Here is a 25,985-nt window from a genome sequence, read left to right as displayed (position 1 = left end):
GCACTTGTGGGCTCGGGTGCAAATCCTCTCTGCGCCGGGCACGCCTCGCTCGACACCTCTCGAGCCCGCGCCACAGGCGGCTCTACACCCAATGTCTAGTCACCAGAAGCACGTTTTCGGTTTGTGTTCGCTTGATCGGGCGCAAGAAAACGGCCAGCATGAGCCCTATTGAGGTGACACGATTCAGCACGCTCGTCATCACACCATGACGCCGCTACCCTGTCGGAACTCGCCAAGTGACGTGTCGCGGCAGCTGAAAGACACGCTTGCAGCGCACCGCCAACATCCAGGCTCCTCATCAGAAGGGAGCCTCAAGGAGCCAGCCATGCTCAGTCTTGATCGCGAGGACATCCTTCTCGCCGCCCATGCCAGCGACTGGCGCGATGCCTTGCAACAGGCCGCCGATGCCCTGGTCGCCGGTGGGCGCGCCACGCCCGACTACCGTGAGGGCCTGCTGGCGCGTGAAGCCCAGTCTTCAACCTACCTGGGGCAGGGGATCGCGATTCCCCACGGCACGCCGGACAGCCGCGAGGCCGTGCTGGCCACCGGGGTGCGTGTCCTGCAGTTTCCGCAGGGCGTGGAGTGGCACGACGGCAATCGCGTCTTCCTGCTGGTGACCATCGCGGCACAGTCCGATGAGCATCTCGACATCCTGCGTGCGCTGACGCGCGTGCTCGATCGCGATGGCGTCAGTGAGCGCCTGGCTTCGGCGACCACCGCCGAGGAAGTGCTGAGCGAGCTGGGCCGCGAGGTGGTGCCGCCGCGGCTGGATGCCGAGACGCTGCTGTGCGGTTTCCCCGCGCGCGATCGTGACGAGCTGGTGCTGGCGGGGGCCGCGCGCCTGCGCCAGGCCGGCTGTGTCAGTGATGGTTTCATCTCGGCCATGCTCGCCGCCCAACCGGTGGCGCTGGGGCAGGGCGTGTGGCTGGCGCAGTCGCAGCAGGATGTCACCCGCTCGGCGCTGGCCATCGTCACGCCGGAGAAGGCGCTGGAGACGCGCCACGGGCGCATCACTGCGCTGGCCTGTCTGGCAGTCGATGCCCAGCAGGGCCAGCATCAGCCGTTGCTGGAGCGCCTGCTGACGCTGTTGGAAGAGGGTGCGGGCGAAAGCCTGCCGGGCCTGTCGGCCAGCGCCCTGCTGGCGCGGCTGTCGGGGGAATCCGCCACGGCGCAGCTGGCTCAGGTCGTGTTGCTCAACGCCCACGGCCTGCATGCGCGTCCGGCCAAGCAGCTGGTGCAGGCGGCGCGCGAAGCCGGCGAGCAGCATGGCGTCATTCCGGCGTTGCGACTGGAAGGCGATGACAGCGGTGTGGTCAGTGCCGCCAGCCTGACCAAGGTGCTGGGGCTGGGCGCACGCCGCGGCCAGACGCTGATCTTCAGCGCCTCCGGCGATGACTCGGCGGCCAATCAGGCGGCGCTGAGCATGATGGTGAGCGCGGTGCAGGCCGGTCTCGGCGAGGCGGTGGAGCCGCTGGCAGATTGGCGCGCCGACGCCGCCACGCCGCTGGAGGCCCGCGAACAGCAAGCCACCGGCGACACCCGGCAGGCCGCTCCCGCCGCCGATAGCGTGGTGCCTGCGGTGGCCGCCTCGCCGGGCATGGCCATCGCGCCGTGCTGGGTGATGCGCCTGCCGCGCTTCGTCTACGAGACGCGCAGCGATGCCGGCGCCGATCGTGAGGCCGAGCGCCTGGTGGCCAGTATCCAGACCGCGCGCGAGCAGTTGCTGGCGCTGGTCAATCGCGCCGAAGGCGCCGAGATGGCCGAGATTCTCTCGATGCACGAGGAGATGCTCGGCGATCCGGAGCTGTTTGCCGCGGCGCGCGAAAGCCTCGATGAAGGCCACAGCGCCGAAGCGGCGTGGTGGTCGGCCATCGACAGTGCCGCCAGCGCCCAGGAAAACCTCGCCGATCGCCTGCTGGCCGAACGCGCCGCCGACCTGCGCGATGTCGGGCGGCGGGTGCTCGGCGTGCTGACCGATACGCCGCTGCCCAGCGCCCCCGAGACACCGCATGTGCTGGTGACCGAGGACATCGGCCCGTCGGATGTGGCGCGCCTGGATACCACTCGCGTGCGGGGGCTGGTCACGGCGCTGGGCGGGGCGACCTCGCACAGCGCGATTCTGGCGCGCTCGCTGGGCATTCCGGCGGTGGTCGGGGCTGGCCCGAGCGTGCTGGCGATCGCCGATGGCAGCGAGCTGATCGTCGATGGTGAACGAGGCCGTGTCAGCGTGATGCCCTCGGCCAGTCGCCGCGCGCGCGCCGAAGAGGCGATCGCCGGGCATGAGCAGCGTCAGGCCGCCGCCTGGGAGTCGCGCATGGCACCCGCCACGACCCTGGACGGCCATCATGTCGAGGTGGTCGCCAATCTGGGCAACACCGCCCATGCCGGTGACGCCGTCGAGCGCGGTGCCGAGGGTGTCGGCCTGCTGCGTACCGAATTCGTGTTCATGGCGCACCCGCAGGCGCCGGATCTGGCCACCCAGACCGCCCAGTACGGTGAGGCGCTGGATGCGCTCGAGGGGCGGCCGCTGGTGGCCCGCACGCTGGATGTCGGCGGCGACAAGCCGCTGCCGTACTGGCCGCTGCCGCGTGAGGACAATCCCTTCCTAGGCCTGCGTGGCATTCGCCTCGCCCTGACGCGCCCGGAAGTGCTCGAGACCCAGGTGCGGGCGTTGCTGACGGCCGCCGGGGCGCGGCCGATCCGCCTGATGTTCCCGATGGTCAAGGACCTGGCCGAACTGCGTGGCGCGCGTGCCATCGTCGATCGCGTGCGTGCCGAGCTGGACGCCGCCTATGAGGCCGAACATGGCCAGCCGCCGGTGCGCGACGTGCAGGTCGGCGTGATGATCGAGATCCCCTCGGCGGCGCTGACTGCTGCCAGCATCGCGCCGGAAGTCGACTTCTTCTCGGTGGGCACCAATGACCTGACCCAATACACCCTGGCGATCGATCGTGGCCATGCGACGCTCTCGGCGCAGGCCGATGGCCTGCATCCGGCGGTGTTGCGCCTGATCGAGATGACCGTCAGTGCCGCCCACGCCCACGGTGCCTGGGTCGGCGTCTGCGGTGAGCTGGCCAGTGATGACCAGGCTGTCGGCGTGCTGGTCGGGCTGGGTGTGGATGAGCTGTCGGTGTCCAGCCGCCAGATTCCGCTGGTCAAGGCGCGGGTGCGCGAGCTGGACCTGGCCACGGCGCGTGAGCAGGCGCGGGTCGCGTTGGCCCAGCCGACCTCGGAAGACGTGCGCAGTGCTCTGGAAGCGCTGCTCGAGCAGGGCGAGCCTTCCGTTGCCGAGGTCACCTCAGGCGCTGCGGCCAGTAATGCGGACAGTAGTGCGGCCAGTAATGTAAACAGCCCGCGGGAGTCAGTGTGATGAGTGACAACACGACGCGTCAGGCTGCCGACTGCCCGGTATTGTGCGTGACGCTCAACCCGGCGCTGGACATGACCATCGGCCTCGACAGCCTGGTGCCGGGCAAGGTCAACCGGGCGCGCAGCCATCATCTCGAGGCGGCGGGCAAGGGCATCAACGTCGCGCGGGTGCTGGCGACGCTGGGTCATCCGGTGACGCTGAGCGGCTTTCTGGGCGCCGACAACCAGGCCGATTTCGAGGCCGCCTTCGCCGAGTGGGGGCTGAGTGATGCCTTCGAACGCGTCGCGGGCGCGACCCGCATCAACGTCAAGCTCGGGGAGGCCAGTGGCCGTGTCACCGATATCAACGGCGCGGGCATGCAGGTCGATGAGGCCGCCTTCACGCGGCTTGAGGTGCGTATCGATGAGTGGATCGATCGTCAGCAGGCCGAGGGTAGTCCGGAGCGCTGTGCCGTCGTCATCGCCGGCAGCCTGTCGCCGGGTGTCAGCAGCGAGCAGCTGGCAAGCCTGGTGCAGCGGGTGCGTGCCCGCCGCATTGCCTGCTGGCTGGATACCAGCGGCACGGCACTCGAAGCCGGTCTGGCGGTGCCGCCCAGCGGCGTGAAGCCCAACGAGCAGGAACTGGCGCTGTGGGCGGGCGAACCGCTGGAGAGCGACGCCGCCCGTCAGCGCGCGCTGGCGAGTCTGGTCGAGCATGGCATCGAGCAGGCGCTGATCTCTGCCGGTCCGGAAGGCGTGCTGTGGGCAAGCCCCGGCGCCGAGACACTGCGGGCACGCCCGCCGCGCATGCGAGTGGTCAGTACCGTGTGTGCCGGTGATACCCTGCTGGCCGCCATGCTGCATGGGGTGCTTTGCCATCCGACACCCACGGCGGCCATGCGTGAACGGATTCTGCGTCATGCCACGGCGCTTTCCGCCGAGGCCGTGACCCACCCGGGGCCGGGCGATCCCGCCGCCCCGGAGCTTGAAACCCTCCAACAACACACCAGCATCGAGACATTGGCCAGTGCCGAGGTCGCGACAGCCGGAGAGCCACGCCCATGAATGTCATCATCGTTACCGCCTGCCCGAGCGGCATGGCGACCAGCTTCCTGGCGGCGCGCCGCCTGGAGCAGGCCGCCCGTCGTCGCGACTGGGAGCCCCTCATCGACATGCGCTCGCAATTCGAGCGTGAACTCGTGTTGAGCGATGCCCAGCTCGCCGCCGCCGAACTGGTGATCGTCGCGGCGTCGCCGATGACCAGCGCCGGTCTCGAGCGTTTCGTCGGCAAGCGCGTGCATGTCGCGCCCATCGAAGAGGCGCTGCCGGACCCCGCCGCCTTCCTGGCCAATGCCGAGGCCCGCGCCCGCGTGCTGGAAGCCAAGGACATCGCCGACGTGGCTGCGACTGTCAGCACGACGGCCAGCGGCGCAGCAAGCGCAGCTGATGGAGAGGTGGCGCACAAGCCGTCCATCGTCGCGGTTACCGCCTGCCCGACCGGCGTGGCGCATACCTTCATGGCCGCCGAGGCTCTGAGCGAGGCAGGGCGAGCGCTGGGCTACCCGACGCGGGTCGAGACCCAGGGCTCGGTGGGCGCGCAGGATGCGCTGACCGAGCAGGAGATCGCCGCGGCCGAGGTGGTGATTCTGGCCTGTGATATCGAGGTCGACCCGACGCGCTTCGCCGGCAAGCGGGTCTGGCGGACCTCCACCGGCACCGCGCTCAAGAAGCCGCGCGATACCATCGAGCAGGCGCTGGAAGGCGCCGAGGTGGAGTCCGCCACCGCCGCGGACGGTCAGGGCAGCCAGCAGAAGGGCGAGAAGCGTGGCCCCTACAAGCACCTGCTGACCGGCGTGTCCTTCATGCTGCCGATGGTGGTGGCGGGCGGCCTGATGATCGCGCTGTCCTTCGTGTTCGGCATCAAGGCCTTCGAGGAAGAAGGCACCCTGGCGGCGGCGCTGATGCAGATCGGCGGTGGCTCGGCCTTCAAGCTGATGATTCCGGTGCTGGCAGGCTACATCGCCTACTCCATCGCCGACCGCCCGGGCATCACGCCGGGCATGATCGGTGGCTGGCTGGCCGCCACCCTGGATGCCGGCTTCCTCGGTGGCATCATCGCCGGCTTCCTGGCGGGCTACAGCGCGCTGGGGCTGAGCCGTTTCGTCAAGCTGCCGCAGTCGATCGAATCGCTCAAGCCGATCCTGATCATCCCGCTGGTGGCGAGCATGGTCACCGGTCTGGTGATGATCTACGTGGTCGGCACGCCGGTGGCGGGGCTGATGGCGACGCTGACCGAATTCCTCGAATCGATGGGCTCGGCCAATGCCGTGCTGCTGGGCATTCTGCTCGGCGCGATGATGTGCTTCGACCTCGGTGGTCCGGTCAACAAGGCCGCCTATGCCTTCGGTGTCGGCCTGCTGGCCAGCGAGACCTATGCGCCGATGGCGGCCATCATGGCGGCCGGCATGGTGCCGGCGCTGGGCATGGGGCTGGCCAGCTTCATCGCGCGAGCCAAGTTCGCCGAGCCGGAGCGTGAGGCGGGCAAGGCCAGCTTCATTCTCGGCCTGTGCTTCATCTCCGAGGGTGCGATTCCGTTCGCCGCCAAGGACCCGCTGCGCGTGATTCCGGCCTGCATGGTCGGCGGTGCCGTCACCGGCGCACTGTCGATGCTGATAGGCGCCAAGCTGCTGGCGCCGCACGGCGGGCTGTTCGTGCTGCTGATTCCCAACGCCATCAACGTGCCGCTGATGTACCTGGGCGCCATCGTCGCCGGCACTCTGGTGACGGGTATCGGCTATGCGCTGATCAAGAAGGGCGCACAGCAGGTCGAGACCGCTGCCGCGACCTGAGCCGCTGGCAGGCAGGTAAGGACACAAGCCGCAAACGCACAAGGCAAGACGCAAAAAGCCCCCGCCGGTCTCCCGGCGGGGGCTTTTGCATTGCAGGCCGAGCGCAGGCGCTCAGCGACAGCGGATGGCTCAGTCCAGTTCTGATCAGTCCAACTTTGATCAGTCCAGTTCTGACTTGCCGATCACGCCCGGCATCGCCGGCGCTTCATTGACCGTATCGTGGCGCACGAAGGCCAGATGCTGCTGATAAGCGGTGACGACTTCGTCGAGCACCTGGGCACGCGACAGGCCGTTGAGCTCCTGACCGCTGCCACCTTCGGAGAGGTGCACTTCCAGACGCAGGTAGAAGTCGTCATTGGCGTCGATGAAGCTCGGCGTCTGCTGGCGTACCGCACGCACCTGGTAGACGAAGTTGGAGGCGTCCTCGAACTCGACTTCCAGCGTCACGCGGGGCAGCGGCTCATCTTCCAGCGTCTCTTCGGTGACGCTCGAGACCTGACCGCGACGATTGAGCTCCTCGGCCAGCTGGTTGAGGGCCGGGCGGATGGAGCGCTTGAGGGTCGCCTCGGAACTGCCGCTCTGGGCGAAGTCGAGCACGTGATCCAGACGCTCATGCCAGTCGACGCCTTCGTAGACGCAGCTGTTGTCCTGACGCACGTTCTCCTTGCGGTCCTCGATCATCAGCGCCTTGTACATGCCGATCATCATGAAGATCAGCACGATGGAGAAGGGCACGGCGGTGATCACCACGGCGCTCTGCAGCGCGCTCAGCCCCCCGACCATCAACAGCGCCAGCGTCAGCAGGCCGATGATGGCGGACCAGAAGATGCGCAGCCAGATCGGCGCATCGTGGTTCACGTCCTTGAGGATGGAGGTGAAGTTGGCCAGTACCAGAGCGCCGGAGTCGGCGGAGGTCACGAAGAACACGATACCCAGAATCGCCACCACGGCGGTGGTGATGGTGGAGTAGGGCAGCTGCTCCAGGAAGGTGTAGATGGTGTTCTGAGGTGCGTTCAGGGCTTCGGTGGCCAGTGCCGCGACGTCCTGATTGGCGACCATGTCGATGGCGGAATTACCGAACACGCTCATCCACACCATCATGAAGCTCAGCGGAATCAGCAGCGCGCCGAACACGAACTGACGGATGGTACGGCCACGCGAGATACGCGCCAGGAACAGGCCGACGAACGGGGTCCAGGCGATCCACCAGCCCCAGAAGAACAGCGTCCAGCCGCTCATCCACTCATCGGTACCCGGGGTGTAGGCGTAGGTATCGAAGCTCTTGGCGGTGAACTGGGTGATGTAGTCACCGACATTGAGCACCAGGGCGTTGAGCAGCTGCGAGGTGTCGCTGACGGCGAGCACGAAGATCAGCAGCGCGGTGGCCAGCAGCATGTTGAACTCGGACAGCATGCGGATGCCTTTCTCGACACCGGTGATCACGGAGATGGTCGCCAGTACCATCACGCCGATGATCAGCGCGGCCTGGACGGCGAGGTTCTCGGGCACGCCGAGCATGAACTTGAGGCCGTAATTGAGCTGGATGACGCCGATGCCCAGCGAGGTGGCGATGCCGAATACGGTGGAGATGATCGCGAAGATGTCCACGGCGTTGCCGATCGGGCCATTGATGCGGTTGCCGAGCAGAGGGTAGAAGGCCGAGCGGATCGCCAGCGGCAGGCGGTGGCGGTAGCTGAAGTAGGCCAGCGACATGCCGGCGAGCACATAGATGCCCCAGCCGGAGAGGCCCCAGTGGAAGAAGGTTTCCACCATGGCGTTGCGGATCGCCGCCTGGGTCTGCGGGTCACCGGTCACCGGCGCCACGTAGTGGGACAGCGGTTCGGCGATGCAGTAGAACAGGATGTCGATGCCGATGCCGGCCGCGAACAGCATCGCCGACCAGGACAGCAGCGAGAATTCCGGGCGTGAATCATCCGGCCCGAGGCGAATGCGCCCGAAGCGCGAGCAGGCGATCAACACGCCGAAGACCAGATAGGCGACGATGGCCAGCATGTAGAACCAGCCGAAGGTGTCGATGGTCCAGCCCAGGGCGCTGCCGATCCAGGCGTCGGCCTGTTCGGTGAACAGCATCGCGAAGGCCAGGAAGGCGAGGATACCGATGATCGATCCGTAGAAGACCGTCGGGTTGATACGACTCGAGGACGGTGTGGCGTTCTCGGCGGAAGCAGGTTTCTGCATGAGCAACTCCTTATCAGGGGAAGTTTCACTCGTGCGTGGTGCTTAGCTGCCCGTCAGCCGCAGAAATTGCGGGTGGCGTGCAGGAAAAGACGGACACGAACGGCACGGGCCGTGCTCAGCTCACGCGCGGGGCGGAACTTGCAGCAGCGGCAGTGTCGACTGCCGTGGCGACGCGATTGCAGGGGCATCGCTGGGCAGCAAGCAAGAAATGCCGATGGGCAATTCATGAGAGACGCCGGGTGCGCACCGTGGTGCGGCCCCTTTTCTGCAGGCCAGATTGGCCGCAGAAGAACGATGGCGGGCCGAGCGCTGGGGAACGCTGTACCTTCATCGTGCTGCTCTCATCACTTCGAACGTCTACTCGGCGTCCCTGGACGTCACCCGACCTTCTCGCGAAGGGGCGGGTCACTCCGGTGTCTGCTCGCGAGCCCGTGGCGGTCGCCGTCGCTTGCCCCCTTGAAGTTGCCGGGATGGCAGGCGTCAGTCTCGTCGGCATCTGCCGGGTCCGCTTTCCTGTGACGGTTGCAGGCATCCCGTCTTGCTGCCGCCGGTCGAGATCGGCAGCGGAGGGGGAGCTCAGCAGTCAGGAAAACGCGACTCACATCATCACGCCGTGTAATGCTCAAAGCCTTGCAGAATTATTTTAATTGATTGTTCAATAAAAATATAACCCCCCTTTGGGGAAAAAGGCAGTGCAACTGTCGCTTCCGCTTATCCTCGTGTCGCGATCACGTCGCCGCGAGGCCCGATGGCAGAGCCTCGCAGGCACGGTGTCGTGCTCGGAAAAATCGCTGTCGGTAAAAGGACACAACGACGCCGCCCCGACCACAGAATCGTGGCCGGGGCGGCGAAAGTGACATCAGCAGGGCAGTTGAATGGCTGTGTTCGGGGCGTGGATCGTCCGGGGCGCGATCGTCCGAGGCGCGATCGTCCGGGGCGCGACCGCCCGATTCTTACCTCGCCGGAGCGTCGATCAGCCGGCTTTCAGTTGCCCGGGTGATGGCCTGACTCAGGCATCTTCAGACTGGTCGGCGTCATGCATCGGGCCGCGCTTCATGTCGCCGCCCTTCATGTCACCCTTCATGCCACCATGATGCTTGCCAGCGTGATGGCGCATGCCATTGGCCATGAAGGCTTCCAGCGCATCGAGCTGCTCGGCGGACAGCACATCGGCGAGTTTCTCGCGGCCTTCCTCACGCAGTTCCAGGCGCTGCTCCTTCATTTCCTTGCGCATTTCCTGGCGGGCGGCGACACGCTCCTGCTTGGTGTCGGCGTCCTGCATGGCATCGCGCATGTCGTCGTGCATCTCTTTCATGCTGTCATGCATCTCGTCACGCATTTCCTTGCGGACTTCCTTGAGCGCCTGCATCTGGTCATCGCTCAGGTTCCAGCTGGCCAGCAGCGCCTTCATGCCTTCCTGCTGCTGACGGTCGGCCATCTTCGGACCGCGCTTGTCACGCTGGTGCATCAGGTCCAGCACCTTGATCTGGTCGTCATCCAGCACCTTGGCCAGACGATCGTGCTGGGTCTTGCGCAGCTCCTCGAAGGCGGCCTTGCGCGCTTCACGCGAGTCGAAGTCGGTCTTCTTGAGTGACTCCATGTCGTCACGCATGGACTTGAAGGAGTCCTTGAGCGCGCTGCGCTGGTCGTCATCCAGGTCCCAGCTGTCGAACAGGGCGCCCATCAGCTGCATGCGCTGCTTGCCGTCGTCGGCCATGTGCTTGCCGCCACGCTCGCCGGCCATGTGCTTGCCGCCGCGTTCGCCACCACGTTCGTCGGCATGCTTGCCTTCGCCGTGACGTTTGCCGTCATGCTTGCCCATGTGCTTGCCGTGCATCGGCTTGCCGGCAGCCCAGTAGGCTTCGAGCACCTTGACCTGATTCTCGTCGAGAATCTCTGCCAGGGCGGCCTTGTATTCTTCACGTTGTGCCTGGATGGCGTCGCGGCGCGCTTCGCGGGAGTCGAACTTCTGCTCCTTGAGCTGCTTGCGGCTTTCCATCTGCTGTTGCTTGAGTGCGTCGAGCTGTTGCTGCTGTTCATCGCTGAGATGCCAGCTGGCGAGAATCTTGTCGAGGCCTTCCTTGCGGTCGGCGCCGTCATGGTGCTTGTCGTTGCTTGAGGCCACGGCGGTCATCGGCAGTGCCAGGGCGGTCAGCAGACCGGAAACGATGAGCTTGCGAGAAATGCGGTTCATGGCGTACTCCGAGTGTCTAGATAAAGGGCCGGAATCAAGCGATAAGAGCATTATCAGCAGTGAATGTGCCGGCATTGTGCAACGTTTCATGGGGTTGCGTGCAACGCGCCTGGGCGGAACATGCAACGGCTTGCTGTGTCTTTTTTGCAGCGTGATCTTGTGGTCTGAATCCTGTAGGGACTGAGTCCTTGGTCAAGGTGATGACGCCAGGTTTCAACCCGGGGCGCTCAGACGCGGTTGCCATCAGCCACCGTGGTGGCGCTTATTCGCCGCCTTGGCGTTCGCCTGGGCGTTCGCCGGATAGTGGCGGTCGAACTGCTGGTGGAAGCGCTGGGTCTGATGGCGATTCAGGACGCGATCGACATCGGCCAGGTAGGCCTTGCGCGCCTTGGCAAGCGCCTTGGCGTCGTGATGGCTCTCTGCGGCCTGACGTTGCTGGCGATAGTGGCGATATTGCTTGTCGAGGGTGGCACGCTGGCTGACGTTCAGGCTGATGCCATCCAGCAGCACGTTCAGCGAGACATCGGCGGCGCTGGCACTGGTCACGCTCAGCGGTGATGCCATCAGCATGACGCTCAGTACGCCGGCACCGATCAGGCGAGTGCGGGAGAGAGCACGACTGGCAGGACTGTGGGACATGACGAATACCTCACTTGTGGCGTAGACCCGCGCTTGAGCAGCAGTAAATGGCTCTCGCTTAGGCAGTGATGACAGTATCCGTCGCAGTTGGACAGCAAGTTCGCACCGTGGGTGCAACAAAAACGCAACCGCCGTCTGTGGTCACAGACGGCGGTTGTCATGTTTCTGAAAGGTTTCAGGGCCTGCGTGAGGCGAGATATCAGTCCAGCACGTCAGGCTCGAACTTGTAGCCGACCCCATAGATGGAGCGAATCACGTCGCGCTCCGGCCAGACATTGGCGATCTTGCGGCGCAGCTTCTTGACGTGGGAATCCACCGTGCGCTCGGAGACGATGCGGTGGTCGCGGTACATGTGGTCCATCAGCTGGTCGCGGGAGAAGATGCGCCCCGGCGACTGCATCATCACCTTGAGCAGCTGGAACTCGACTGCGGTCAGGCCCAGGTCGCTGCCATCGGCCAGTGCCTGCCAACCTTCCTCATTGAGCACCAGCTGGCCCTTGTCAGAGGTCTGCGAGAGGGTCTGATCAAGCGCCTGGCTGCGACGCAGCACGGCCTTGATGCGCGCCACCACCTCACGCGGGCTGAAGGGTTTGCAGATGTAGTCATCGGCGCCCAGCTCCAGCCCCAGCAGGCGGTCCACTTCCTCGACCCGCGCGGTCAGCATCACGATGGGCAGCAGGTTGTCCTCGGCCCGCAGCTGACGGCACAGGGTCAGGCCGTCGGTGCCCGGCAGCATGAGGTCCAGCAATACCAGGGCGGGTGTCTCGTCATTGACCGCCGCGATGACGGCGTTGCCGTCGTCGACATGCCGGGTGCGATACCCGCTGCCGTCCAGATAATCGCACAGCAGGCTTGCGATCTTGGGCTCGTCTTCCACCACCAGAATCAGCGGTTTCTGGGTCTCGGCCCGGGCGTCAGAGGTGTCGGCGTGAACGTCGCTCATGGTCAAGAGTCCTTGCAGATGAAAATGTCTGTTTCAAGTAGACAACAGCGGCAGGCGAATGTCCCATCGCAGTCCGCCCAGCGATGACTGGCCCGGTATCAGCTGGCCATCATGCGCACTGACCAGCGCGCTGGCGATCGACAGGCCCAGCCCTGAACCCCCGCTGGAGCGATTGCGCGAGTTCTCGACCCGATACAGGCGCTCGGTGAGGTGGGCAAGCTCGGCCTCTGGCACGCCGGGGCTCGAGTCTTCCCAGCGCACGACCGCCCAGCCTGGGTGGCCGGCGCCATCCCCGGGTGCGGCGGCCTCGCGCAGCAGGCTGACCCTCAACTTGCCGGGCGAGTCGGTGTAGGCGCGGGTGTTGCTGGCCAGGTTGCTCCACAGCTGATGCAGGCGCTGCATGTCGCCCTGAACGCGCAGCGGCAGCTGGATGTCGGTCTCCAGCTGGATGCCGCTGTCTTCCAGCCAGCCGCGCAGGTCGTCCAGGCTGTCGCTGAGCTGGGCATCCAGCTCCAGCGGCTCGCGCCAGGCTTCCAGGGTGCCGGCATCGCTCTGGGCCAGCAGGCGCAGATCCGACACCAGGCGGTTGAGGGCATCCACCTCCTGCTCCAGCGAGCCGAGGCTGTCCTGGTTCATCGGGCGGATACCGTCCTGCATGGCCTCGATCTCGCCCTTGAGCACCGCCAGCGGCGTGCGCAGCTCATGGGAGATATCACTCACCCAGCGCTGGCGCGAATCGCGGTTGGTCTCCAGCGTCTGCGCCAGCGCATTGAAGTCGCCGGCCAGCCGCGACAGCTCATCCCGCCCGCGCACCGGCAGGCGGGTGGCATAGTCGCCACTCGACAGACGGCTGGCGCCACTGGCGAGGTCACGCACCCGATGGCCCAGCCACCAGGCGATGCCGGCCGCCGCCAGCAGCGAGGCGAAGGTGGAGGACAGGATGATGGTCGCCAGATTGCGCGATTGACGCTCCAGATACTGGTCCTTGCCGCGGCGCAGGAATTCACTCACCGGCAGGTAGCCCAGCTCGCCGATCTTCTCGCCGTCCAGCATGAGGTCCTTGAACCGCATGCCGGGGATGGGGCGCGGCGGCCCATTGAGGCGCTGGCCGCGGGTATCGCGCAGCATGTAGTCCTGGGGGCGATTCATGTTGGCGCCCGGCGGCATCTCGAACCTGTCCGGCGGCGCCTGGGAATGCACGATGCGTCCCCAGTTGCGCCGGCTCTTCATCCAGTCCCAGTTGCCTTCCGCGGCGTAGGCGCTGACCAGATCGGACGAGATCAGCTCGATGCGCTCCTGCTGAGTCTGCTCCAGATACTCCGCGAACCCTCTGTCCATGCTGTGGGAGATGAACATGTAGATGCTGCCGCCGATCACGACATTGGTCAGCAGCAGGATCACGAACAGCCGCACGGACAGCCGTGAGCGCCAGGCGGTGACGGCGGGCATCATGATGTCTGCTCCTCATGACGCGGGGTGCGGGGCGGCAGCCCCAGCAGGCGGCGCAGGTTGTGCTGCAGATCTTCCAGCAACAGATAGAGCGAGGGCACCAGAATCAGCAGGATCACCGTCGCGAACAGGATGCCGAAGCCGATGGAGACCGCCATCGGGATCATGAAGCGCGCCTGACGTGAGGTCTCGAAGATCATCGGCGCCAGGCCGAAGAAGGTCGTCAGCGTCGTCAGCAGGATCGGGCGCAGACGCCGCGTGGCCGCCATGATGATCGCCTCACGCGCGGTGGCGCCGGCCAGACGCTGGCGGTTGGCGTAGTCGATCAGCACCAGGGCGTCGTTGATGACGATGCCCGACAGCGCCAGCATGCCCATCAGACTGATCACCGACAGGCCATAGCCCATCAGCTGATGGCCGATGACCGCGCCGATCAGGCCGAAGGGGATCGCCGTCATCACCAGCAGCGGCTGCAGGTAGCTTCTGAACGGCAACGCCAGCAGCAGATAGAGTGCCGCCAGTGTCAGCAGCAACGACACCTGCAGTGACCCCAGGTTGTCGGCGGTCTCTTCCTGACGCCCACCATAGCCGATGCTCAGGCTCGGATACTGGCTCTTAAGCTGAGGGTAGACGTCGCTTTCCAGGCTGGTGATCACCTGATTGACCGCGTCGGACGGGGTGACGTTGGCGGTGACCTCGATCACGCGGCGCCCGTCGATGCGCAGAATGCTGGACGCGGCGCGTCCCTGCTCGATGTCGGCCACCAGCCCCAGGGGTACGCTGACGCCGTTGCCGGTCTGCACGCCGAAGTTCTCCAGCTGGGCGAGGCTTGCGCGCTGGTCTTCGGGCAGCAGCACCTTGACCTCGACCTCATTGCGACCCTGCTGCTGCTTGAGGGCGGTCGCGCCGGACAGCGGGCCACGCAGCTGGTTGGCCAGGGTGGCGCCATCCAGTCCCAGCGAGCGACCGTAGGCATTGAGCTGCAGATAGAGCTCGCGCTTGCCGTCATCCAGGCCGCTGTCGATGTCCGACAGCGAGCTGTAATCCTCAAGCGACGTCGCCAGCGACTCGGCGGCAGCCATCAGCGCGCCACTGTCAGACGAGGAGAGGCGGATGGTGAGGCCCGCGCCGCGGCCCGGCCCGCCGATATCGGATTCGAACAGCAGCGACTCGGTATTGGCGATGGTGCCGGCTTCCTCACGCCAGGCCGTGATCAGCTGCGAGGGCGACCAGTTGTCTTCCACCGTGGTGTCCAGATTGGCGATGATGCTCAGCGAGTTGCCTTCGATCTCGGCGCTGGTGGAATAGATCGCGGGGGCGTCGTCGCGCTCACGGACCCGCTCCAGCGCGTCCAGCAGCAGGGTGCGCACTTCGCGGTCCTGGCTGATCGGGCTGCCCACCGGCAGGTTGGCGGTGACACCGGCACGGTTGGACTCGACACGCGGCATCAGCGAGAAGCCGAGGCGGCCGCTGGCCATCCAGGCCATCGCCAGCACCAGCAGCGCCAGGCCGCAGATGGCGGTCAGGCCACGATAGTTCAGGCACCCTTCGAGGAAGGGCTGGAAGCGGCGACGCGTGAAGCGCTCGAGCCCGTGCTGGACGCCATGGCGCACGCGGTCCAGCGGTGCCAGCCAGCGGATCGGCTTCTCGCTGGTGTGGCCCAGGTGCGCGGGCAGGATGAAGATCGCCTCGATCCAGCTCAGCGCGAAGATGCTGATCACCACCAGCGGGATGATGCCGAATACCAGCCCGAGGAAGCCGGGCAGGAACAGCAGCGGAATGAAGGCCACGATGTTGGACAGGATCGAGAACGCCAGCGGCACCGCGATCTCGCGCGCGCCGAGAATGGCGGCTTCGCGCATGCTGGCGCCGCGCTCGCGGTGCGAGTGGATGTTCTCGCCGACGATGATGGCGTCATCGACCACGATGCCCAGCGCGATGATGAAGGCGAACATCGAGATCATGTTGATGGACACGCCGACCAGCGGCAGGAACAGCATCGCGCCGAGGAAGGCGGTGGGAATGCCCAGCGTGACCCAGAAGGCGAGACGCGCCTCGAGGAACAGCCCCAGCAGCACCAGCACCAGCACCAGCCCCATCCAGGCATTCTTGAGCAGCAGCTCCAGACGGTCCTGATAGACCAGCGAGTCATCGTCCTCGACGCTCAGCGTCAGTCCGCGCGGCAGGCTGGCGGTCAATTGCGGCAGCATCGCCATGGTCGCGGCGGACAGCTCGTTGGGCGTCTGGGAGCCGACCTGATAGATGTCGAGACCGATCGCCGGTTCGCCGTCGTAGAGCACTTCCTTGTCGCTGTCAGCGAAGCCGTCGGTGACGGTGGCGATATCGCCCAGACGCACGACATTGCCTTCCTGGCTGGAGATCACCGGCAGCTGCGCGAACTCGGCGGCGCCGTCGCGACGCGCCTCATAGCGCACCAGGTATTCGCCCTGCTGGGTGTCGAGACTGCCCCCGGCCAGGTTGAGCGCCTGATTGCCGATCAGGCCGGCGATATCCTGATGCGACAGGCCATAGCGACGCAGCGCGCCTTCTTCCAGCGCGACATGCACCTCGCGGTCACGGATGCCGGTCAGCTCCACCTTGGTGATGTCGTCGCTGTCGAGCAGGCTCAGGCGCAGACGCTCGGCGACATTGCGCAGGGTCTGGTCATCGGTCTGGCCATGCAGCTTGAGTTCCATCACGCTGCGCGAGCGGCCCGCCAGCGAGTAGACGGGCGGGTCGGATTCATCGGGCAGGGTGGTGATGCTGTCGATGGCCTGCTGGATGTCCTGGTAGGCGCGCATGGTCTCGACGCCGTCCTGCAGCTCGATGGACAGCGAGCCGAGGCCTTCCTCGGCGGTGGCGGTGATCTCCTCGATGCCCTCCACGTCCTGTACCGCGGACTCCATCGCCTGCAACAGGCTCTCGGAGACTTCATCCGGCGTGGCACCGGAATAGCTGACGCTGACGTTGATGATCTCGAGCTCGAAGGAGGGGAAGACCTCCTTCTTGATCTGACTGGACATCAGCAGGCCGCCGAGAATCAGACACAGCATCAACAGGTTGGCGGCGACGCCGTGATCGTGCATCCAGCGGATGGGGCCCTTGAGGCGCGACTGTGCCGTCATGAGTCACTTCCGGTGGTCGTGGCGTTCTTGTCGGCAACCGTGGTGCTCCTGTCGCCAGCTGCGGTGTTTTTGTCGCCAGCGGCGGTGCTCTTGTCGACAACCGCCGTGTCCTTCTCAACTGTCGCGGTGCTCGTGTCGCCAGCCGTCGTCTTGTCGTCAGCCGCCTCGGCATCAGTTGTCTTGGCGGTCGGCGTCGGCGCATCGCCGCGCGCGCGCAGGGCCATGCCGGCCTCGACGCTGCTCAGGGAGCTGGTGATGACGCGCTCGCCGTCCACCAGACCGTCGGCGACCAGCAGGGTGTCATTGCCCAGATGGCGCACGCCTACCGAGCGCTTCTCGAGATGCCCATCCTCCGTCAGCACCCAGACCTGCTGGCCGCTGCGCAGCGCACTGATCGGCAGTTCGATCAGCGAGGCGGTGCGCTGGGGCGTCAGGGTCGCCTCGACCACATCGCCGATGCGCAGTGCCGGGGTGCTGGCGCGCGCCTCCTCGGAGACATTGAGCGCCAGCGGGTCTTCCACTGCCACCATCACCTGGGTCAGCAGGCCGTTGTCTTCCAGCGACGGCAGCACGCTCCACACTTCGCCACGGCGATGCTGGCCATCTGGCCAGGCCTTGCTCGAGAGCAGTACCGGCGTGCCCTGGCCATCACGGGCGTGGGTCGAGAGCCACTCCATGTCGGCCTGCGGCAGATTGAGGCGCACCCAGAAGCGGTCGGTGGCCACCAGCGTCAACAGGTCGGTGAAGGCGTTGAGGTCGCTGCCTTCGCCGACCAGACGCTCGCTGATCAGGCCGTCGTAGGGGGCGCGAATCTCGGTGCGGGCCAGATTGAGCTTGGCCTGATCGCGGCTGGCGCGGGCGCTTTCCACGGCGGCCTGGGCCGACTTGAGCTGAGGTTCGCGCAGGACCAGCGCTTTCTGGGCCGCCGGCAGGTTGCGACCGAAGGTCTTGTATTCCGAGGCGGCGCGGATCTGCTCGCCCTTTTCAGAGGCGAGGCTGGCTTCTGCCGTGGCGAGATCCGCCTCGGCCTGACGCAGTGCCAGCTGATAATCCAGTTGATCGAGACTGGCCAGCAGCTGGTTCTCGCGGACTTCGCGGCCGGCCTCGATGCCTTCGGGGAAGGGCGCCAGCTGACCGCTGACGCGCGTGGAGACCGTGGTCTGACGATCGGCGATCACGCGGCCGAAGCCCTCAAGCGTCGGGGCGTTGGCGGCATGGCTGACCGTGACCACCTCGACCGTGGGCGCAGGTGCCTCGCTGGGGGCACGCTTCGGCGCCCCGGGGCGATGATTCATCCACCAGGCAGCCAGCGCGATCGCCAGCGCGAGAATGATCAGCGCCAGCAGGCGCATCCAGATCAGGCGCCGCGAGGAGGGTGCGGGGCGGCCGGCAGGGGCGGGCGACGCGGAAGACGACGCTGGCGTCTCAGGGCTATGGTCCATGCGGACTCCGAACGAAAAGTGACTGGCCTGATGCGCAGCCGTCTTCCGGCCAGTCGCTTTGGCGTCGGTCAGAGCGGGCGGTGGATCATGGCCATGAAAGGCAGACGAATGGGTGGATGATCGCATGATGCCATTCAGGCGCAATGCCAAAATGGGAAATAGCGTGCAACAGACGCAATCTGCCATTGCGTGATTGGCACCCCACGAAAAAAGCTGCCACACGAAGTGGCAGCTTTTCACGAGTGCGCCTGGCGGGCGGCGCCTGCTGACGGATGAATCGCTCTATCAGCCGAGCTGAACCGCGCGGGCAGGCCAGATTTCAGTAGTTGAAATAGTTGAAATAGTTGAGCTGGATGAACGGGATAAACTAGATGAACAGGCCGATCAGCAGCGCCATGCAGACGCCGATCACGCCGATCAGGGTCTCCATCACCGTCCAGCTCTTGAGTGTTTCCTTCTCGGTGAGGCCGAAGTAGCGGCTGACCAGCCAGAAGCCGGAGTCATTGACGTGACTGAGGACGGTGGCGCCACTGGCGATGGCGATCACCACCAGCCCCAGCACCGGGCCGGACAGCGCCAGCGTATCGATCACCGGGGCCATCAGGCCGGCGGCGGTGATCATCGCCACGGTGGCCGAGCCCTGGATGACTCGCACGGCGGTGGCGATCAGGAAGGCGAGCAGGATCGGCGGCAGATTGCTGTCGGCCATCAGGTTGCCGAGCACGTCACCGACCCCGGAATCGATCAGCATCTGCTTGAAGACGCCGCCCGCGCCGGTGACCAGGATGATGATGCCGGCAGGTTCGAGTGCCTTGGTGGCGACTTCCATCACCTGTTCGCGCGTCATGCCACGGCGTGTGCCCAGCAGGGTGAAGGCCATCAGGGTGGCCAGACTCAGTGCCACGAACGGGTGGCCGAGGAAGCCCAGCCAGCCGACCAGCGGGCTGTCGTCACCGAACAGGAAGCCCGAGACGGTATTGAGCACGATCAGCGCCAGCGGCAGCAGCACGATGGACAGGATCAGACCGAAGCCCGGGGCGCGCTGATTGACCTCTTCATCGCTCATCACGCTGCCGGTATTTTCCATGTAATCCGGAATCCTGGCGTCGATGCGCGCCGCGATGAAGCGACCGAAGATCGGCCCCGCGACGATCATCGCTGGCAGGCCGCACAGCGCGCCGAACAGGATGACGTAGCCGAGATCGGCACCGATCAGCTTGGCGACCGCGATCGGCCCCGGCGTCGGTGGAATGAAGGAGTGGGTCACGGCAAGGCCGGCGAGCAGCGGGATGCCGTAATAGAGCAGCGAGCGGCCGCTGCGGCGTGCCAGCGCATAGACCAGCGGCACCAGGATGATGAAGGCGACATCCAGGAACACCGGAATCGCGACCAGAAAGCCGGTCAGCGCCAGCGCCCATTGCGAGCGCGAGGTGCCAAAGCGCCCCAGCAGGGTGTTGGCCATGCGATCGACACCGCCGGACACTTCCAGCATCTTGCCGAACATCGCGCCGAGACCGACCACGGTGGCAACGAAGCCCAGGGTGTTGCCCATGCCGTTGGTGACGGAGTCGATGATGGCGTCGGGCTGCATGCCGGTGGCCAGTCCGACCCCCAGGCTCACCACCAGCAGGGCAACGAAGGCATGCAGGCGCAGGCGCATGACGAGGTAAAGCAGCAGCAGAATGCCGCCGAGGGCGGCAAGGACGAGGGTGCTATCTGGGGACATGATGGCGAACTCTTGCGGCTGGCAACGGCGTGATCATCGGCCATTGCCCAAAGGCGTATTGTGTGAGGCGTCGTGGGTCGTGCAGGATGAAAGTTACCGGTAACATTAACGCTTACGCAATGATCCGAAAGGTGCATGAGGGACAAAAGTCTGTCGCGTCTGGCAGCTGACTGTCCGTCAATTGGCAGTCGCTCAGTGCGCGACAGCCGCCCCGAGGCGCCGGACAAGGGATTGATCGGCAACATCGGGTACGCTGGTGGGCCATTGTTTTCATTCAGGGGGAGAGGGTTTTCATGCAGCAGCAGGCAGAAGGAGCATCAGCGGTCGCGTCGATACCGACCAGGTCAGAGGCTCTGGCCGCTCAGGGTGGCGTGCGTCTGGTGGTCATGGGGGTGTCGGGCTGTGGCAAGTCGCATGTCGGGCAGCAGCTGGCGGCGTGCCTAGGCGCGCAGTTCATCGATGGCGACGATTATCACGGTGAGGCCAACGTGGCCAAGATGGCGCGCGGCATCCCGCTGGATGACGACGATCGCCACGGCTGGTTGGCCCGTCTGGCCGAGCTGATCGAGGAGGCGCGTCGCGACGGGCGCAGTCTGGTACTGGCCTGCTCGTCCTTGAAGCGCCGTTATCGGGATCAACTGCGTGGCGGGGACCCCGCGCTGGGTTTCGTCTTCCTCGAAGGCACGCGCGAGCTGCTGCTGGAACGCCTCGAGGCGCGGACCGATCATTTCTTCAAGGGCGCTGACATGCTCGACAACCAGCTGGCGACGCTCGAGGTGCCCGGCGACGATGAAGGGCGCATCCACACCCTCGACATCAGCGCCACACCGCAGGCGCTGGTCGAGAGTGTCTGTCAGCAGATCGTCGACGCGCCAGAGCGCTAGTCGCTCGCCAGACGTCTCACGGCGCTAGGCTGCCGCCACGTATTACGTGGACAAAGTATCACGGTGCCAGACTGCCGCCTGTCTGCAGACTGAAGCCCAGGTCTTCCCACAGGCCGTGGGGCGTGGCGTCGAGATCACCGTTCAAGCGCGCCAGCAGCAGGGTGGCGGCGCGCTCGCCGATCTCGCGGCGTGGCGTGACCACGCTGGCCAGCGGCGGCCAGGTGCCGCGGGTCATCTCCAGGCCGTTGAAGCCGGCCAGCGCCAGCTGGTCGGGCACCGACAGGCCGCGGCGCTGACACTCGAACAGCCCGCCGGCCGCCAGGTCGTCATTGCAGCAGAACACGGCCTGGGTCTCGGGCCAGCGGGTCAGCATCTCGTCGAGCAGCTTGCCGCCCATGCGCACGCTGGAGGGGGCATCGGTGGTCAACAGCGCCTGCTGCGACAGGCCGGCGGCCTCCATCGCCGCACGCCAGCCGCCCAGGCGCTGTTCGACGCGGCGGTCCATGCGCGCACCGAGAAAACCGATATGGCGATGGCCCAGGGCGATCATGGCCTCGGTCATCGCGCGGCCAGCGGCGTGCTGGTCCAGTCCCACCGCCATGTCGAGCGGCGTCTCGCGTTTCTCCATGCACTCCACCACCGCACAGCCCGAGCGCGCGATCATCTCGCGGGTACGAGGGCTATGGCGACTGCCGCACAGCACCAGCCCGTCGATGCCGAAGGAGAGCCAGGTCTCGATCAGGCGCTCCTCTTCCTGCATCGAATAGCCGGTATGGCCGATCAGCAGCTGATAGCCCGCGGCGGCCAGCGGGGCTTCCAGGCCGCGATGCAGCTCCGAGAACACGGCGTTGGAGAGCGACGGAATCAGCAGCGCGATCAGTCGCGAGTGACCGCTGGCGAGGCTGCCGGCCTGACGATTGGGCATGTAACCCAGCTCGCGGGCGCATTCGGTTACCCGCTCGCGCATCGCGGCGGACACCTTCTCGGGCTGATTGAGCGCGCGCGACACCGTGACCTTGGTGACGCCCAGTCGGGCGGCGATATCGGCCAGGGTGACGCGCTTGAGGCGGGAAGCTTTGTGTGGCTGAGAGGGCATGGACATTCAAGCGGCTGCGAAGGAGGACAAGAGTGTCCCTGTTAAGGCAGCCCGGGAGCAAGCCTTGCCCGGCGGATCAGACGTGACTCAGCGAGAGCAGGAACAGGATCATCGGCGGTGCCGCCAGCGACAGCAGGAAGCCCGAGACCACGGCGACCGGGACGCAGGCTACGCCGCCGGTCTGCTGGATCACCGGTAGCGTGAAGTCCATCGAGGTGGCCCCGCCGATGCCGATGGCTAGCGGCGTGTAGCGCTGGATGGTCAGGGGGATCAGCACGAAGGCCAGCAGCTCGCGCGCCAGATCATTGAAGAAGGCGGCGCCGCCGAGAATCGGCCCGAGCTGATCACCGATCAGGATCCCCGACAGGGAGTACCAGCCGAAGCCGGCCGAGATCGCCATGCCCTGATTCCACTCCAGCGCCAGCAAGGGGGCCGCCAGCAGGCCACCGAGCAGCGAACTGGCCATCACCGTCAGCGCGATGATCAGGCCATGCCGATTGAGCAGGATCTGGCGCAGGCTCATGCCGGAGCTTCTGAGCTGGCAGCCGATCAGCGCCAGCAGCACATAGAGCGCCCATTCGGCGAGGGTGTCGGTATCAAGCTGGGTGCCGAAGGTCTTGAGCAGCACGCCGGCGCCGACGCCAAGCGCGACCACGGCGGCAAGGGTCAGCGAGCCGGACAGCGCCTGCCAGCGGGTCATCGGCGCGCCATCCACCGCCTGGGCGGGATTGGCGCGCAGCGGGCTGCGGCGCGACAGCCACCACAGCGCCAGCAGATTCAGCGGTGTGATGATGGCGAACAGCGTCAGCGCCTGACCGCTCATGGCGGCCATGCCGACACTCAACTGCTCCAGCGCCGCCAGTCCCATGCCCATCAGGAACAGGATGAGATAGATGGAGGCATTGACCAGCCGATTGACCACCGCCAGGCGGCCAGGATCGGTGAGGCGTACCAGATAGCCGAGTATCAGCGGCAGCAGAATGAAGATGAGACCCGACAGCATGACCCTTCCTTGGCGTTGCCACCCGGACAGCAGGGGCGGCGCAAGTGATTGATTGGCGGTGAATACCGCCGAAGGGCCTTACTATATCGGTTGGCGTGGAGTCTGGATAACCCCGCCATCACCATTGCGCGAGAGACTTGCTCATGGCGTATCAGCGGGGCTTATGATCAGCCGCGCTAGAGGCGGGAGCTTTCCTCACTGGCGGGCGCTGCTCAGCTGGTTCAGGGTCAGATGGGCCGAGCGCGGCGGCACCTCGCCGTTGCGGTTGCCGTCCTTGTCCATGACGTCTTCGTAGTCGAGGTAATCGAGGCCGACCATCAGGCCCGGCCAGCGCGGCGCCAGCCAGATACGGTAGTGCTTGTGCTCGCGATGCTTGCGCCACGCCTCGATACGCAGGGTGCGGAAGGTACGCTGTGCCGCCTGGCGCGTTTCCTGGCCCTGGATCTCGTACATCAAGGTGCGCTGGCGGCCCTTGTGGTCGAGATAATCCAGTGAGCAGGGCGTCGCGGCCAGACAGGCCTGCTCGCTCCATTGGCTGTCGACCTGCTGGCTCAGCAACACCAGCAGGCTCTGACGGTCAGGCAGGCGGGTGTCGCCTGCCACCGGCGCTTCCCGGTTGTAGTCCTTGCCGATGCCGGCCAGCCGATAGCCGGAGCGATAGCCCTCGGGCAGCAGGCGACCCTCCGCGAGCGTGAAGCGGCCCTGCTCATAGCCACTGGCGACCTTGATGGAGGCCTCCATGCTGGCGATGTACAGCTCGCCGCTCTGGCTGACGCGCTGGGTGATGGGCACGTCCGGCCAGCCATCCAGCACCAGGGTGTAGTGGGCGGTGAAGGGCACCGGCGCGATGCTGGCGACAGGCGCCAGGGGCGCGTCAGGGCTGACAGCGGCCTCATCGCTGGCCGCCTGGGCATTGCCCGCCAGCAGCAGGAGCGCCCCCAGGCCTGCGCGACACAGGCGCTGCCATGCCGAGGGCCGATCGGCGCGTGTGGCGGTACAAGCGCCGCGCCGCGCGGCAGATTCAGAGAAGTGAGACAAGGCGGAAGATGGCAGGGTCATGGTGACTCCCGAGACCGGCACTGGAGCCGTGGCCTGTGAATGGGGGTGTCGAGCGGTCAGGCAGCGACGGGGCAGGGCGACTATACGTGATGATGTAATGATGTTGAGGTGATCCACAATCAAGCCAACGCCCGTCAGGCGGCCACGACGATATTTCAGCGCTTGCTCATGTGCAATGGATAGGTACTCTGTAACTGCCTTGTCCTTCCCGCCGCGCGCGGCGCGTACCTAGACGTTGGGTCCAATCAGGAGATCATCATGGCCAGCATTGTCATCATTGCCGGGGATTTTGTAGAAGATTATGAGCTGATGGTGCCGTTTCAGGCGCTGCAGGCGATGGGGCATCGCGTGGATGTCGTCTGCCCGGACAAGACGGAAGGCGATATCGTCAAGACCGCCATCCATGACTTCGAGGGTGACCAGACCTACACCGAGAAGCCGGGCCACAACTTCGCGCTCAACGCCAGCTTCGCCGAGATCGCCGTCGAGAGTTACGACGCGCTGCTGATCCCCGGTGGCCGCGCCCCCGAGTACCTGCGTCTGGATGAGCGTGTGCTGGCGATGGTGCGTCACTTCGTCGAGGCCGACAAGCCCATCGCCGCCGTCTGTCATGGTCCGCAGCTCTTGGCCGCCGCCATGTCACTGGAAGGCCATCGCGTCAGCGCCTATCCGGCGTGTGCGCCGGAGGTGAAGCTGGCGGGCGGTGAGTTCGTGTCGCTGGAAGTGACCGACGCCGTGACCTCCGGCAAGCTGGTGACCGCACCGGCCTGGCCGGCGCATCCGGAATGGCTGCGTCAGTTCCAGGCGCTGCTGGTGTGATTCACCCCCGCTAGCCACGCCATCGCATCGGATGTGCCTTACGACACCCTGCCACTCGGCGGGGTGTCGTCGTTTCAGGCGGGGTGTCGTAAAGGGCGTCGTCGTTTCAGTCGCCAAACGCCTCGATCCAGGCCCGCTGTGGGGCGAGTCGCGATTGCTGTGCAGCTCGCCATGCGGGGTCGCCCAGCGTGGTGGCATAACGCTCGGCGTGATCACAGGCCAGCAGCAACCAGCTGCCGGCCAGCGACTCACCGCGTGCGCGCCTGAGCGCCAGACTCTCGAGCAGCCCCGCGAAGGCGGTGCCGGTGGAGGGGCCGACCTCAAGCCCGGCATGCTCGGCCAGCCACAGCGCGGCCGCCTGACTGCGCGCATCCGCAATGCGTCGGTAATCATCGAAATGGGCGGGGTCGAATGCCTCCAGTACGCAGGGGCGCCCGATGCCTTCGATGGGATTGGACGCCTGCGGGGCGGGCAGGCGGGTCGTACGGGTGCCGTGGGCACGATGGTGCTGCCAGCAGGCGTGATAGACGGAGTGCTCGGGGTCCACGCCGATCACGCGGGCGCGATGGCTCCCGTGATGCAGATGGCTCCCCTGATGCAGATGGCGCTTGTGGCGCAGATGACGCGCGAAGCTGGCGGCGCTGCCGCCGGTACCGGCGCCAAGAAATACCGCCTGCAGCTCGGGCAGGTCACGCGCGGCGATCTGTGCCAGGCACTCCCCGGGCAGGCTGGTGTCGCTTGCCCAGTCACCGGCAGTAGCGGCATGGCGGAATTGGTTGATGAAGTGGCCGCCGCTGTCGTCGGCAAGTGCCTGCGCATGCTGACAGAGCCGAGCGGAGTCCTCGATTTCCACCACGCGCCCGCCCTCGCCACGAATCGCTTGCTGCTTGTAAAAGGCGGTGCCCCTGGGCACCACGGCAATGAATTCCAGCCCCAGCCGGCGTGCCAGCCACGCTTCAGAGACCGCGGTGGAGCCCGAGGAGGCTTCGATCACCGGGCCGCCGGGCGTCAGCCAATCCTTTTGCAGGGCCTGCTCGAACAGCGACATCGCCAAGCGATGCTTGAGCGAGCCGCTGGCATGCGCCCGCTCGTCCTTGATCAGGATGCGCGCCTCGCCCAGCCCGCGCAGGCTGAGTTCCAGCAGCGGGGTTGCCGGGGTGGCGGCCTTCAAGGTCGCAAGCTTCATGAGGCTGCGTTGGCGCCATGACTC

The 25,985-nt window shown here is 66.0% G+C and carries 17 protein-coding genes; 5 read left to right on the top strand and 12 right to left on the bottom strand.

What is annotated here, in order from left to right:
- The first annotated feature begins 325 nt into the window (after positions 1-325).
- The 3 genes from ptsP to U0O11_RS14300 are packed head-to-tail and all read left to right on the top strand — an operon-like array spanning position 326 to position 6,197.
- On the top strand, positions 326-3,370 hold the full coding sequence (gene ptsP / locus U0O11_RS14310; protein ID WP_279836803.1) for a phosphoenolpyruvate--protein phosphotransferase: 3,045 nt from the start codon (positions 326-328) through the stop codon (positions 3,368-3,370).
- Positions 3,370-4,413, top strand: coding sequence for a 1-phosphofructokinase family hexose kinase (locus U0O11_RS14305; RefSeq protein WP_279836802.1), 1,044 nt, complete (start codon positions 3,370-3,372; stop codon positions 4,411-4,413). Before ptsP ends, U0O11_RS14305 begins: the two co-directional genes overlap by 1 nt.
- Entirely contained in the window at positions 4,410-6,197 is a 1,788-nt protein-coding gene (locus U0O11_RS14300) for a PTS fructose-like transporter subunit IIB (RefSeq protein ID WP_279836801.1), read from the top strand. The genes U0O11_RS14305 and U0O11_RS14300 overlap by 4 nt, the downstream gene beginning before the upstream one ends.
- A gap of 159 nt (positions 6,198-6,356) precedes the next feature.
- Here the strand turns inward: U0O11_RS14300 and betT are convergent, their stop codons facing one another.
- The 8 genes from betT to U0O11_RS14260 form a co-directional block, all read right to left on the bottom strand.
- Positions 6,357-8,396 carry a choline BCCT transporter BetT gene (betT, locus tag U0O11_RS14295; RefSeq protein ID WP_043334330.1) on the bottom strand — a complete coding sequence of 680 codons (2,040 nt, stop codon included), beginning with the start codon at positions 8,394-8,396 and terminating at the stop codon, positions 6,357-6,359.
- A gap of 1,009 nt (positions 8,397-9,405) precedes the next feature.
- Positions 9,406-10,590 carry a Spy/CpxP family protein refolding chaperone gene (locus U0O11_RS14290; RefSeq protein WP_279836799.1) on the bottom strand — a complete coding sequence of 395 codons (1,185 nt, stop codon included), beginning with the start codon at positions 10,588-10,590 and terminating at the stop codon, positions 9,406-9,408.
- A 243-nt stretch (positions 10,591-10,833) separates the two neighbouring features.
- The gene (locus U0O11_RS14285) at positions 10,834-11,229 is read right to left on the bottom strand and encodes a hypothetical protein (protein WP_279836798.1); all 396 of its coding nucleotides are present in this window, start codon (positions 11,227-11,229) and stop codon (positions 10,834-10,836) included.
- Positions 11,230-11,428: 199 nt separating this feature from the next.
- On the bottom strand, positions 11,429-12,172 hold the full coding sequence (locus U0O11_RS14280; protein WP_215823399.1) for a response regulator: 744 nt from the start codon (positions 12,170-12,172) through the stop codon (positions 11,429-11,431).
- Between the two features lie 33 nt (positions 12,173-12,205).
- Positions 12,206-13,624, bottom strand: coding sequence for an ATP-binding protein (locus tag U0O11_RS14275; RefSeq protein ID WP_279836797.1), 1,419 nt, complete (start codon positions 13,622-13,624; stop codon positions 12,206-12,208).
- Positions 13,621-16,746, bottom strand: a complete 3,126-nt coding sequence (locus tag U0O11_RS14270; RefSeq protein ID WP_279836796.1) for an efflux RND transporter permease subunit — start codon at positions 16,744-16,746, stop codon at positions 13,621-13,623. The genes U0O11_RS14275 and U0O11_RS14270 overlap by 4 nt, the downstream gene beginning before the upstream one ends.
- Positions 16,743-18,188 (bottom strand): efflux RND transporter periplasmic adaptor subunit, encoded by a 1,446-nt coding sequence (locus U0O11_RS14265; RefSeq protein WP_279836795.1) that lies wholly within the window; start codon positions 18,186-18,188, stop codon positions 16,743-16,745. Before U0O11_RS14265 ends, U0O11_RS14270 begins: the two co-directional genes overlap by 4 nt.
- Positions 18,189-18,555: 367 nt before the next feature.
- Positions 18,556-19,914, bottom strand: a complete 1,359-nt coding sequence (locus U0O11_RS14260) for a GntT/GntP/DsdX family permease (protein WP_043334321.1) — start codon at positions 19,912-19,914, stop codon at positions 18,556-18,558.
- 293 nt (positions 19,915-20,207) lie between these two features.
- On the opposite strand from U0O11_RS14260, the gene U0O11_RS14255 reads away from it, so the two are divergent.
- The gene (locus U0O11_RS14255) at positions 20,208-20,798 is read left to right on the top strand and encodes a gluconokinase (protein WP_324690533.1); all 591 of its coding nucleotides are present in this window, start codon (positions 20,208-20,210) and stop codon (positions 20,796-20,798) included.
- A 58-nt stretch (positions 20,799-20,856) separates the two neighbouring features.
- Here the strand turns inward: U0O11_RS14255 and U0O11_RS14250 are convergent, their stop codons facing one another.
- From U0O11_RS14250 to U0O11_RS14240, 3 genes are all read right to left on the bottom strand, one after another.
- The gene (locus U0O11_RS14250) at positions 20,857-21,894 is read right to left on the bottom strand and encodes a LacI family DNA-binding transcriptional regulator (protein WP_153636471.1); all 1,038 of its coding nucleotides are present in this window, start codon (positions 21,892-21,894) and stop codon (positions 20,857-20,859) included.
- A 76-nt stretch (positions 21,895-21,970) separates the two neighbouring features.
- Positions 21,971-22,897 carry a lysine exporter LysO family protein gene (locus U0O11_RS14245; protein WP_153636470.1) on the bottom strand — a complete coding sequence of 309 codons (927 nt, stop codon included), beginning with the start codon at positions 22,895-22,897 and terminating at the stop codon, positions 21,971-21,973.
- 195 nt (positions 22,898-23,092) lie between these two features.
- The gene (locus tag U0O11_RS14240; protein ID WP_279836793.1) at positions 23,093-23,956 is read right to left on the bottom strand and encodes a hypothetical protein; all 864 of its coding nucleotides are present in this window, start codon (positions 23,954-23,956) and stop codon (positions 23,093-23,095) included.
- A gap of 258 nt (positions 23,957-24,214) precedes the next feature.
- Here U0O11_RS14240 and U0O11_RS14235 point away from each other — a divergent pair, with 258 nt between their 5' ends.
- Positions 24,215-24,775 (top strand): DJ-1/PfpI family protein, encoded by a 561-nt coding sequence (locus U0O11_RS14235; RefSeq protein ID WP_043334317.1) that lies wholly within the window; start codon positions 24,215-24,217, stop codon positions 24,773-24,775.
- A 106-nt stretch (positions 24,776-24,881) separates the two neighbouring features.
- Here U0O11_RS14235 and U0O11_RS14230 read toward each other — a convergent pair whose 3' ends face one another.
- Complete coding sequence (locus U0O11_RS14230; protein ID WP_279836792.1) at positions 24,882-25,961, bottom strand: PLP-dependent cysteine synthase family protein; 1,080 nt, start codon at positions 25,959-25,961, stop codon at positions 24,882-24,884.
- Between the last annotated feature and the right edge of the window lie 24 nt (positions 25,962-25,985).

Source organism: Cobetia sp. D5, assembly GCF_035666195.1.
Lineage (GTDB): Bacteria > Pseudomonadota > Gammaproteobacteria > Pseudomonadales > Halomonadaceae > Cobetia > Cobetia amphilecti.
Note: the sequence above shows the minus strand (reverse complement) of the source record. Positions and strands in the feature narration are given on the sequence as shown.